We start from the raw sequence: 11,143 nt of genomic DNA, 5'->3' as shown, positions 1-11,143 counted from the left end.
GCTACGCCTCCTGGCCGGAGCACAGCCGGCCGCGCGACAACCCCGGCGCATCACCGGCCCGCTCGCGTGACCTCCGCGCGGGCACGGGGCGCCAGGTCGTGACCAACGCGAAGGCGAGCAGCAGCTCGGCGATGTCACCGGCGTAGTACATGAGTGCGGCGCCGCCGTGGCGCTGGGCGGCGGTGACGGTCGCGCCGGGCAGGAACAGCCCGGCGTAGAGGAGCTGGGCCAGGGTGGCGTGCACGGCGATGGCGACGCCGAGCACGACGAGCCGGACGCGGACCGCGGGGCGGCGCGGCGCCGGGTCCGGGCCGGCGACGACCCAGGTGAACAGGCACCCGGCGAGCAGCATGTGGGCGTGGACGAGCTCGTGCAGGCCGGGGTCGCGGGTCGTGGCGGCGTAGAGCGGGGTGCCGTAGAGCGCGATCAGGCCGCCGGAGGTGAGGGCCAGCGCCGTCCACGGGCGGCCGAGGAGCCGGGCCGGGCGGGTGTGCAGCAGCCGGGTGAGCCGCCGGCCGGTCGGGGCGGGCACGGTGCGCAGCAGCAGCGTCACCGGCGCGCCGAGGACCAGGCCGAGCGGGGCGAGCATGCCGGCGAGCAGGTGCTGCAGCGCGTGGGTGCGGAAGTCGCCGGCCGGCCACGGCGACACGGCCGGGTCCAGGCCGGCCGCCAGCAGGGCGGCGCCGGTCAGGAACAGCGCCGAACGCCACCAGGGCCAGTGGCGGCGGCCGAGGCTCGCCATCGCGTCGTAGCCGAGCGCACCGGCGAGGACCAGGACCGGCAGCAGGCCGTCGCCGGCGGGATGGGCGTGGCTCACCGGGCGCGGCTTTCCGGCCGGGCGGAGCGCTGCAGCAGCCAGCCGGCGGCGACCAGGACGGCGCCGAGCGCGAGGAAGCCCAGGTCCCACCAGCCCTGGTCGGGTCCGCCGTGGACGTGGTGGATGCCCAGGATCTGATGGTCGACCGTGCCCTCGACGAGGTTGAAGCCGCCCCAGCCGACCAGCATCCAGCCCCACAGGGCACGCGAACCCCACACCCGGGCGCGCCCGGCCGTGACGCGGGAGTACAGCAGGGCCAGGCCGATCAGCACGGCCAGCCAGGTGCAGGTGTGGAACAGCCCGTCCCACAGCGTGTTCACCCGCAGGCCCGCGAGCGTGTCGGCCGGATACCTCGTGGTGCTGCTGAGCATGTGGTGCCACTGCAGCACCTGGTGCAGCAGGATGCCGTCGACGAACCCGCCGAGGCCGGCGCCGAGCACGACGCCGGGTAGCACGATGCCGCGATCCGGCCGGGCGGTGTCCGTCTGCGTTGCCGTCATGTCGGCGCCGACTACCCATCGCCGGGCACCTGACACAACCGTCCGCGGCCCGCACCGGGTGTGCCGGTGCGGGCCTTCGCGGGTCAGGTCCGGCGCAGCGCGTCCCGGATCTTGTCGAAGACGGCGATCGGGGGACCGGCGAGCAGGTTCGCCGTCGCGGACTCACCCGTGGCCGGGTGCGGCCGCGTCGGCGCCAGCTTCTCGGCCGCCTCGAACACCGAGGCCATCCGTCGCAGCTTGTCCGGCTCGACGGTGCGCCGCAACTGCTCGAACTCCTCGGCCTCCTCGCGAGTGGCGTGCTCGATGACGTCGGCCGCGAACGCACGCAGTCGCTCGTCGAACTCCGGGTGGTCGACGCCCAGGTCGTACAGCTCCGACAGGACCCGCTTGGCCTCGGACTCCTCGTGGAGCCGGGCTTCGACGACCTCGTCGCCGCGCTCGCCCAGCGCCCGCCGGGCCTCCGGGTGCACGATCTGCTCCTCGGCGCTCTCGTGCACGGCGAGCAGCCGGACCAGGTCGAAGAACAGCGTTCGCCTCTGGTCGCCCTGCGCGCTGGCGAGCCGGTTGAAAAGGGCCTTGATCTCGACGTGCTGGTTCATCATGACGTCGACGACGTCCTGGTGCTGGGTCTGGGTCACGCGCCACCTCCTTGGTCTGCGGACCGCCTACCCGCCGCCCGGGGCACCTAACACCCCGGGCACCCCAACACCCTGGGCACCCAACACGCTGGGCACCCAACACGCTGGGCACCCAACACGCTGGGCACCCAACACGCTGGGCACCCAACACGCTGGGCACCCAACAGCCTGGGCACCTGACACCTCGGGGCGCCGGCGGATCACGCCACGGCGGCGACGACCTGCTCGGCGAGCGACTGCCACCGGGCGTACGCGTCCGGGAACGCCGACACCTGGACCGTCTGCGCCGCGACGGTGACGTCCATCTGCTGCCAGCCGGAGACCTCCACGAGCGCGCTGTAGAAGCGCCGCGCGGACTCCGCCGGGTTCATCAGCTCCTCGACGGTGCCCCAGTTCGGCCGCTGCTGGAACAGCCCGACGGAGTCGTGGTCGCTGCCCACGCCCTCGTTGGGCAGGTTGAGCGACTCGGGAACGTTGGAGTTGGCGAGGTTGTGCAGGTGGCTCTCCTGCAGCGCGGTGGAGAGGGCCACGACGAACGCGCGGCTGGGCAGGCCCATCTGCTGCCCGGTGCGGATGATCGTCACGGCGTTGTTCATCTCGGCCTGGCTCAGCTCGCCGATCGGGGCGATGACCGCCGGCGTGGGCGGGGCGGTCGTCGGCGCGGCGGTGGCCGTGCTCGGCGGCGGCTGGGCCGTGGTGGTCGCCGGTGACGGCTTCGCCGCGGCGCTCGCCTTCGGCGACGGTTGCCGGCTGGGCGTGTCGCCGGTGCGTGCCTCGCCGCGCGACGCGCGGTGCTCGGCGTCGGCCGCCCGGTCGTCGGCGCTGCGGGCCGACTCGTTCTGGGCCACGGCCAGCGCGCTGGGGCCGTGCGAGGTGAACGACAGCAGCGCGCCGATGACGGCGAACGCGACGACGGCGGCCGCGGAGTAGAGGGCGATGCCGCGGGGGGCCGGGAGGCGACGGCGGGGCTGCTCCTGCCGGCGGTGCCGCCCGGTGGTCTCATCGGCCGGCACGGTCGCACCTCGGCCGGAGTGAACGGTTCAGATTGTCGGGATGGCTGGGTTTGCTCAGGTAGTGCACGGAGAACCTCGACAGAGTTCGACTCCGGGCCGGGGGGTCCGGTGCGGAGCGGGGGAATGCGCGATCGACCGTCCACTGCGGACAGTGGCGGTCGAGGCGTTGTGACGGGGGAGCGGTGCCCGGGCCGGAGGGTCAGCCGATGCGGCGATCCGGGCGGGCCGGGGGGTCCGCAGGGCGATGAGCCGAGGTATGGCGCCGCGTGAGGGCGTGCATGTACTGCTCCTTCCGGTGCCGCCTACCGGGTTAGCTGACGGATTCGGGCGGGAGGATCGCCCTACCGCGCGGCGCGTGGCCGCACGGATTCACCCCAGTGATGCTTGGGTCCCCGGCTCGTTCGAGCACGACTCGGCGGGCCGCCGCGCCGTCACCGGAACGGTGACGATCACTCGCGGCGAGCCTCATGACCATAGCGGCTTCTCAGTCGCAGGTGAACCCCTCGATCGGAACTGCCGAGATGCGGCGTGCACCCCGGCCACCTGCGACTTTGCTCGGGAAGTGGCGCCGATCGAAGGGAAGTTGGTCGATGTGTGGGTCAGGCGGCGTGCACCACCGGCACCACGTCGGGGGCCTCGCGGCGGATGCGCTCGGCGGTGCGGTCGTCGGGCTGGGTCTGGGAGGCCCGCTCCGCCTCCACGCGCAGCCGGTAGCTGTCCACCTCGCGGTCGACCTGCTCGGCGGTCCAGCCCAGCGCGTCGGCCATCAGCATGGCCACGGGGCGCACCGCCGTCATGCCCCGGTCGAACGTCTCGATCGAGATGCGGGTCCGGCGGGTGAGCACGTCCTCGACGTGCCGGGCGCCCTCGGCCAGCACGGCGTAGCGCACCTCCGCCATCAGGTAGTCGTCGGCGCCGGGCACCGGCCGCGCCAGGCGCGGGTCGGCGGCGAGCAGCTCCAGCACCTCGGGGACGAGGCTGCCGTAGCGGCCGAGGAGGTGCTCGATCCGGGCGACGTGCAGGCCGCTGCCGGTCGCGAGCGCGGCGCGCTGGTTCCACAGGGCCGCGAAACCGTCCGCGCCGACGAGCGGGGTCTGGTCGGTGCACGACGGCGGTACCGCCCCGCCCAGCCCGTGCACCGCGGCGTCCACGGCGTCGGCGGCCATCACCCGGTACGTCGTGTACTTGCCGCCCGCGACCGCGACGAGCCCGGGCACCGGCGTGGCGACGAGGTGCTCGCGGGACAGCTTCGAGGTGAGCTCCGACTCCCCGGCCAGCAGCGGGCGGAGGCCGGCGTAGACGCCCTCGACGTCGTCGTGGCGCAGCGGCGTGGCGAGCACCTGGTTGATCTCGCGCAGCAGGTATTCGATGTCGGCGCGCGTCGCGGCCGGATGCGCCTTGTCCAGGGTCCACTCGGTGTCGGTGGTGCCGACGATCCAGTGCCGGCCCCACGGGATGACGAACAGCACGCTCGTCGCGGTGCGCAGGATCATGCCGGTGGAGGAGCGGATCCGGTCTCGGGGCACGACCAGGTGGATGCCCTTCGAGGCGCGGACGTGGAACTGCCCGCGCTCGCCGATCATCGCCTGGGTGTCGTCGGTCCACGCGCCGGTCGCGTTGACGACCTGCCGGGCGCGCACCTCGAACTCGCGGTCGTGCTCCAGGTCGCGCACCCGCACGCCGGTGATCCGCCCGCCCTCGCGCAGGAAGCCGATGACCTGGGCGCGGGACAGCACGTGCGCGCCGTAGGCGGCGGCGGTGCGGGCCACGAACATGGTGTGCCGGGCGTCGTCGACCTGCGCGTCCCAGTACTGCACGGCGCCGACGAAGCTGTCCGGGCGCAGTGCCGGGCAGACCCGCAACGCGGCGCGGTGGCTCAGCTGGCGGTGGCGGGGCAGGGCGCCACCACCAACGCCACGGTCGCGTCCGGCCATGGTGTCGTACAGCGTGACGCCCGCGCCGACGTAGCCCCGCTCCCACACGTGGTGGGTGAGCGGGTAGAGGAACGGGACCGGCCGCACGAGGTGCGGGGCCAGGCGGCGCAGCAGCAGACCGCGCTCGCGCAGGGCCTCGCGCACCAGCCGGAAGTCGAGCATCTCCAGGTAGCGCAGGCCGCCGTGGATGAGCTTGCTCGACCGGCTCGAGGTGCCGCTGGCGAAGTCGCGCATCTCCAGCAGCCCGGTGCTCAGGCCGCGGGTGACGGCGTCGAGGGCGCAGCCGGCCCCGACCACGCCGCCGCCGATGACGACGACGTCGAGCTCGGTGCCGGTCAGGGCCGCGACGGCCTCGTCCCGGGCGGTCGGTGACATGGTGCCGGTGTGGTACACGCTCAGGCCCCGATCTCGATCCAGTCCATGGTCCGCCGGACGGCGTCGTGCCAGTGCCGGTAGCCCTCGGCCCGCTGCCGCGGCGACCAGGTGGGCTCCCAGCGGTGCGATTCCTGCCAGTGGGCCCGCAGCTCCCGCGTGTCGCTCCAGAAGCCCGCCGCGAGCCCGGCGGCGTAGGCGGCGCCCAGCGCGGTGGTCTCGGCGACCACGGGCCGGCTCACCGGCACGCCGAGGATGTCGGCCTGCAGCTGCATGCACAGGTCGTTGGCGGTGACGCCGCCGTCGACCTTGAGCACGTCGAGCGTCACCCCGGAGTCCTGCTGCATCGCCTCGACGACGTCGCGGGACTGGTAGCAGATCGCCTCCAGGGTGGCCCGGGCGAGATGGGCGTCGGTGTCGTACTGCGACAGCCCGACGATCGCGCCGCGCGCGTCGGCCCGCCAGTAGGGCGCGAACAGGCCGGAGAAGGCGGGCACGAAGTACATGCCGCCGTTGTCGGGCACCCGGGCCGCGAGGGTCTCGCTCTCGGCCGCGGTGGCGATGATGTGCAGCCGGTCGCGCAGCCACTGCACGGCCGCGCCGGTGACGGCGATCGAGCCCTCCAGCGCGTAGACCGGCGGTTCGGAGCCGAACCGGTACGCGACCGTGGTGAGCAGCCCGTGCCGCGAGCGAACCGGTTGCGTGCCGGTGTTGAGCAGCAGGAAGTTGCCGGTGCCGTACGTGTTCTTGGCCTCTCCGGGCGCGAAGCAGACCTGCCCGACGACGGCCGCATGCTGGTCGCCGAGCGCGGCGGTGAGCGGGATCCCGTCCGTCGTGCGGCCGAAGACGGCGGGGTCGCACGAGGAGTGGATGCGCGGCAGCATCGCGCGCGGCACCCCGAAGCAGGCCAGCAGCTCGTCGTCCCAGTCCAGCGTCTCCAGGTCCATCAGCATGGTGCGGCTGGCGTTGGTCACGTCGGTCGCGTGGACCCGGCCGCCGGTGAGGTTCCACAGCAGCCAGGTGTCCATGGTGCCGAAGAGGGCGTCGCCGCGCTCGGCCGCCGCCCGGGCCCCGTCGACGTGCTCGAGGATCCACTGCAGCTTGCCGCCGGAGAAGTACGTGGCCGGGCGCAGGCCGCTCTTGCGCCGCACGAGCTCGCCGCGCCCGTCGTGGTCGAGGGCCTCGGCGATGCGGTCCGTGCGGGTGTCCTGCCAGACGATCGCGTTGCCCAGCGGCGCGCCGGTGCGCCGGTCCCACACCACCGTGGTCTCGCGCTGGTTGGTCAGGCCGAGCGCGCGGATGCGGTACCCCTCGAAGGCCTTGCCCGCGACGAGGAGCACGTTGCGCCGGATCTCGTCCGGGTCGTGCTCCACCCAGCCGGCCCGCGGCAGGATCTGGCGGTGCTCGACCTGGTGCTGGGCCACGACCGCGCCGTCGTGGTCGAACATCATCGCGCGGGTGCTCGTGGTGCCCTGGTCGATCGCCCCGATGTAGTCAGCCACTGCTGATGTTCACCCTTCCCGGCTCGCGCTGCCGGGCCGGCAGGTAGCGCCCGATGGCGAGCCGGTACGCCCAGGCGCCGAGGATGCCGCCGACGAGCGGGGCGACGATCGGCACCCAGAAGTACGGGTACCCGGTCTGGTCCACGAACGCGCCGCCGTAGCCGGTGAGGAACGACGCGACCCGCGGCCCGAAGTCGCGCGCCGGGTTGATGGCGTATCCGGCGGCCGCGCCCCACGCCATGCCGATCACCACGACGATGAGCCCCACCAGCAGCGGCGCCAGGTTGGCCCGCGGCGCGTTGTTGCGGGCGTCGGTCACGGCCATGATGAGAAACAGCAGGATCGCCGTGCCGATGATCTGGTCGAGGAACGCGCCGCGCACGTCGACCGGCAGGGTGCCGTTGCCCGGCAGCGTCGAGAACACGATCTGCGTCTTGACGGTGTGCCGCGGATCGGCGGCGTGCAGGATCGACCCGTAGTTCCAGCGCACGAGCAGGGCACCGACGAACGCGCCGAGGGTCTGGGCCGCGGAGTACGGCAGCACCTTGCGCCACTCGAAGCCGCCGAACACGGCGTACGCCACGCTCACGGCCGGGTTGAGGTGCCCGCCGCTGAGCCGCCCGGCGACGTACACCCCGAACGTCACCCCGAGGCCCCACGCCCAGGCGATGCTGTCGTGACCGCCGAGCCCGCCGGCGATGACCTGCGCGACGGCGCCGCACCCGAAGAGGATGAGCACCATCGTCCCGGCGAACTCCGCCGCCAGCTCCCCGGCCAGCCCGCTCTCGCGCAACCAGCGCACCGCAGCCATGCGCCGCGGACTACCCCGCCGCGGAGGCCCTACACCACGTCGGCCCCGCGGTGGCGAACCCCGCACCGGGGGACTACAGGGCCGGGGTCGTCCAGATCGGGAACCAGCGGCTCAGATCCGGCTCGACGGGCAGCTCGCCACCGAGCTGGGCGCGGACCTGCAGCTCCAGGGCGTTGTCGCGGGTCTGCGCGCCGGAGGGTGCGAACGGGTAGAAGGTGCCGCGCTTGAACAGGTACACCAGGCCGAGCCGGCGGCCGTCGGTGGCGCCGGTGAAGCCGATGACGGTGCACAGCAGGCTGGGGCCGTAGCCGGCGTCGGCGAGGGTGCTGTTCACCGCGTGCAGGTCGGTGACCAGGCCGGCCAGGTCGTCGCGGTCGTGCCGGCCGGCGATCCAGGTGTAGCCGTACTCGTCCCGGCTGGTGGCCACCCGTGCGGCCTGGTCGGCGGTGAGCAGCGACAGCGCCTCGGACTCGGCCCGGGCGGCGGCCGGGCCCTCGGCCGTCCTGAAGCACACGGCGCCCACGCCGGTCGGCTCCAGGTCGAGGGCCGCCTGCAGCGTGGTGGCCGCGGCCGGGACGGCGAACAGGGCGTCGAGGTCGGGCTGGACCGCTCTGGTGCGCCCCAGCAGCGCGTCGAGGAATCTCATGCCTCCGGTGCCGCCCTTTCGAGTTCGGTCGAGATCTGGGCCAGCTGGTCGAGGCGGCGCTGCAGGGTCGGATGCGTGGAGAGCAGGGTCGCCAGGCTCGGCCGGGGCCCGATCGCGGGGGTGAAGAAGAACGCGTTGAACGCCTGGGCGGTGCGCAGGTCGCGGGTCGGGATGCGGGCCATCTCGCCGGTCACCTTCGTCAGCGCGGAGGCGAGCACCGAGGGCCGGCCGGTCAGCGTGGCGCCGGCCCGGTCCGCGGCCAGCTCCCGGTAGCGCGACAGGGCGCGGATGAGCAGGAAGCTCAGCGTGTACACCACCGCGGAGACGGCCATGACCAGCACGAGCAGCAGGTACGTCTGGTTGTCCCCGCGCCGGCGGCCGCCGAAGAGCTGCGAGTAGAACATGAAGCGGGTGACCATGCCGGCCACGACGCCGAGGAACGCGGCGATCGTCATGACCGCCACGTCGCGGTGGGCGATGTGGGACAGCTCGTGGGCCAGCACCGCCTCCAGCTCCTCGGTCTCGAGCCGGCGCATCAGGCCCGTGGTCACGCACACCACCGCACGGTCGGTGTTGCGGCCGGTGGCGAACGCGTTGGGCAGCTCGGTGTCGGCCACGGCGACGCGCGGCTTGGGCATGTCGGCCGCGGCGCACAGCCGGTCGATGACGCCGTGCAGCCGCGGCTGCTGCTGCGGGTCGACGATCCGGGCCCCCATGCCGGCCAGGGCGATGCGGTCGGAGCACCAGTACTGCACGGCCAGCACGCCGCCCGCGATGACCACGATCGCCACCACCGAGCGCAGGAGGGTCACGAGGACGGCGATGAAGGCCACGTACACCAGCCCAAGGAGGAACACGGTCAGCACCATGCGCGCGGTCAGGCGGCGGTCGGGGCGAAATCGGGTGCGCATCGGGTGCTCCTCAGCCCGGGATGAGGCCCTCGTCGCCCAGCAGCGCGGCCACGTCGGCCAGGTCGCTGTCGGGCGCGGGCAGGACCAGCCCCGAGGCGGTCAGCTCGTCGTCGGGCACGCCGGTGCCGCGCGCCCGGACGGCGGCGAGCAGGTCGCCCAGCCGGTCGTGGAACGCGGCCCGGTCGCCGGTGTCGACGGCCGTCTGCACCTCGGCGTCGAGCTCGTTCAGCTCGACCAGCGCCGACTCCGGGACGCGGTACTGCCCCTCGCCGAGAATTCTGATGATCATCGCCGGGCCTCCTCGTCCGATGGCCCCGCCTCCACCGCGCGGGGCTGCGGGCCGCCGCCGACGGCCGGTGCGGGGCGACCGGCCTTGAGCGCGGCGAGCTCGCGGTCGACGCCCTGGTCACCCCGTGCCGCGTCGAGGGCGGCCCGCAGGTCGTCGCGGCCGGCGGTCGTCGCGGTGGCGTCCTGCAGCGCGCCCGAGGTGAGCAGCTCGTCGATCGCGCCGGCTCGGGCCTGCATCTGCGCCGTACGGTCCTCGGCGCGCTGCACGGCCATCCCGACGTCGCCCATCTCCTCCGAGATGCCCGAGACCGCCTCGCCGACGCGGCTCTGCGCCTCGGCCGCGGTATAGGTGGCCTTGATGGTCTCCTTGCGCGTGCGGAAGGCCTCCACCCGCGCCTGCAGCCGGGTGGCGGCCGTCGTGAGCTTCGCCTCCTCGCCGGTGAGCGCGTCGCGCTGGGCGCTGATGTCACCGATCTGGGTGGTGACGGCGACCCGGCGCGTGAGGGCCTCGCGGGCGAGGTCGTCGCGGCCCATCTCGACCGCCTCGGCGGCCTGGCCCTGCAGCCGGTCGGCGGCCTGCTGCAGCTGGGCCAGCTGCAGGTCGAGGCGTTTGCGGCTGGTGGCGACGTCGGCCACGCCGCGGCGCACCTTCGTCAGCATCTCCAGCTGGCGTTCGTAGGAGTAGTCGAGCACCTCGCGCGGGTCCTCGGCCCGGTCGAGGGCCTTGTTGGCCTTGATCCGGAACAGATCGGCCAGGCGGCGGGAAATACTCACGGCACCCCGTCCTTCCTCTCGATGCCGTTCGGCCCGGTCGCACGCCGCACTCCACGCGGGCGGGAACGCCGGTGCGACCCCATCTCCAATCTTGCTTCGGGGCCGGCGCCGACCGGCCCCGGTTTCGGCGCGACCGCCGCGGGTAGCGGCCCGTCCCGTCCGGCCCGGCCAGGTGGAGGAGTGCATGAGCAGACGGCTTCTGGCGATGAGCGTGTCCGCGGCCGCCGCGGTGCTGCACGCGGGCCCCGGGGTGACGGCGCTGCCGTCGGTCCGCCGGCACCTGCCGGCGCTGAACGGCACCGGCCGGCCGGGCACCGTCGCGCTCACCCTGGACGACGGCCCGGACCCGCGTTCCACCCCGCACTTCCTCCGGTCGCTGGCGCGGCTGGGCATCCCCGCCACCTTCTTCGTGCTCGGGACCATGGCGGCGCGGGCGCCCGGCCTGCTGCGCCGCATCCACGACGAGGGGCACGAGATCGGCGTGCACGGCTGGACGCACCGCAGTCACCTGCGGATGAGCCCGGGGCGCGTGCACGGCGAGCTCGCCCGCACGGCGGAGCTGATTCTCGGCGTCTGCGGAGCGCCGCCCCGGTGGTTCCGCCCGCCGTACGGCGTGCTGTGCGCCGGGAGCCTGCTCGCCTCCGTCCGGCTCGGCCTGCGCCCGGTGCTCTGGAGCGCCTGGGGCCGCGACTGGGAGGCCGGCGCCACCACCGCCACCGTGCTGGCCCACCTGCGCTCCGGCGGCATCAGGGGCGGCGCCACCCTGCTGCTGCACGACAGCGACTGCGCGGCGGTGCCCGGCTCCTGGGGCTCGGCCCTCGGCGCGCTGACGGCGATCGCCGGCGACGGCGAGCGCCAAGGGCTGCGGTTCGCCCGGATGAGCGACCACCTCCGATGAGCCCCGGCCCGGCGCGCCGGATGCCGGACCGCCACCAGG

General features: G+C 74.0%; 12 protein-coding genes and 1 riboswitch. Of the genes, 1 reads left to right on the top strand and 11 read right to left on the bottom strand.

Annotation, left to right across the window (positions count from 1 at the left end):
* Position 1: 1 nt before the first annotated feature.
* The 11 genes from ACQP1P_RS28240 to ACQP1P_RS28190 all read right to left on the bottom strand — a co-directional run bounded on the left by ACQP1P_RS28240 (position 2) and on the right by ACQP1P_RS28190 (position 10,206).
* On the bottom strand, positions 2-817 hold the full coding sequence (locus tag ACQP1P_RS28240; RefSeq protein WP_433074911.1) for a cytochrome c oxidase assembly protein: 816 nt from the start codon (positions 815-817) through the stop codon (positions 2-4).
* Complete coding sequence (locus ACQP1P_RS28235; protein WP_433074908.1) at positions 814-1,317, bottom strand: DUF2243 domain-containing protein; 504 nt, start codon at positions 1,315-1,317, stop codon at positions 814-816. Before ACQP1P_RS28235 ends, ACQP1P_RS28240 begins: the two co-directional genes overlap by 4 nt.
* Positions 1,318-1,400: 83 nt before the next feature.
* Positions 1,401-1,955 (bottom strand): hemerythrin domain-containing protein, encoded by a 555-nt coding sequence (locus ACQP1P_RS28230; RefSeq protein WP_433074905.1) that lies wholly within the window; start codon positions 1,953-1,955, stop codon positions 1,401-1,403.
* 200 nt (positions 1,956-2,155) lie between these two features.
* Positions 2,156-2,968, bottom strand: a complete 813-nt coding sequence (locus tag ACQP1P_RS28225; protein WP_433074902.1) for a hypothetical protein — start codon at positions 2,966-2,968, stop codon at positions 2,156-2,158.
* Positions 2,969-3,252: 284 nt separating this feature from the next.
* Positions 3,253-3,396: riboswitch (cyclic di-AMP (ydaO/yuaA leader) on the bottom strand.
* A gap of 171 nt (positions 3,397-3,567) precedes the next feature.
* Positions 3,568-5,277, bottom strand: coding sequence for a glycerol-3-phosphate dehydrogenase/oxidase (locus tag ACQP1P_RS28220; RefSeq protein ID WP_433074899.1), 1,710 nt, complete (start codon positions 5,275-5,277; stop codon positions 3,568-3,570).
* 20 nt (positions 5,278-5,297) lie between these two features.
* Entirely contained in the window at positions 5,298-6,725 is a 1,428-nt protein-coding gene (gene glpK, locus ACQP1P_RS28215) for a glycerol kinase GlpK (protein ID WP_433090147.1), read from the bottom strand.
* A 43-nt stretch (positions 6,726-6,768) separates the two neighbouring features.
* Complete coding sequence (locus ACQP1P_RS28210; RefSeq protein ID WP_433074896.1) at positions 6,769-7,587, bottom strand: MIP/aquaporin family protein; 819 nt, start codon at positions 7,585-7,587, stop codon at positions 6,769-6,771.
* Positions 7,588-7,660: 73 nt separating this feature from the next.
* A complete protein-coding gene (gene pspAB, locus ACQP1P_RS28205; protein ID WP_433074893.1) occupies positions 7,661-8,233 on the bottom strand; it encodes a PspA-associated protein PspAB in 573 nt (190 codons plus the stop codon).
* The gene (htpX, locus tag ACQP1P_RS28200; protein ID WP_433074890.1) at positions 8,230-9,144 is read right to left on the bottom strand and encodes a zinc metalloprotease HtpX; all 915 of its coding nucleotides are present in this window, start codon (positions 9,142-9,144) and stop codon (positions 8,230-8,232) included. Before htpX ends, pspAB begins: the two co-directional genes overlap by 4 nt.
* Positions 9,145-9,154: 10 nt before the next feature.
* Positions 9,155-9,433 carry a PspA-associated protein PspAA gene (gene pspAA / locus ACQP1P_RS28195; RefSeq protein WP_433074887.1) on the bottom strand — a complete coding sequence of 93 codons (279 nt, stop codon included), beginning with the start codon at positions 9,431-9,433 and terminating at the stop codon, positions 9,155-9,157.
* A complete protein-coding gene (locus ACQP1P_RS28190) occupies positions 9,430-10,206 on the bottom strand; it encodes a PspA/IM30 family protein (RefSeq protein ID WP_433074884.1) in 777 nt (258 codons plus the stop codon). The genes pspAA and ACQP1P_RS28190 overlap by 4 nt, the downstream gene beginning before the upstream one ends.
* A gap of 184 nt (positions 10,207-10,390) precedes the next feature.
* On the opposite strand from ACQP1P_RS28190, the gene ACQP1P_RS28185 reads away from it, so the two are divergent.
* Entirely contained in the window at positions 10,391-11,104 is a 714-nt protein-coding gene (locus ACQP1P_RS28185) for a polysaccharide deacetylase family protein (protein WP_433074881.1), read from the top strand.
* The last annotated feature ends 39 nt before the right edge of the window (positions 11,105-11,143 follow it).

It is taken from the genome of Dactylosporangium sp. CA-052675 (assembly GCF_050947935.1).
Taxonomy (GTDB): domain Bacteria; phylum Actinomycetota; class Actinomycetes; order Mycobacteriales; family Micromonosporaceae; genus Dactylosporangium.
The sequence above is the reverse complement of the archived record's forward strand: the minus strand, read 5'-3'. Positions and strand labels throughout refer to the sequence as shown.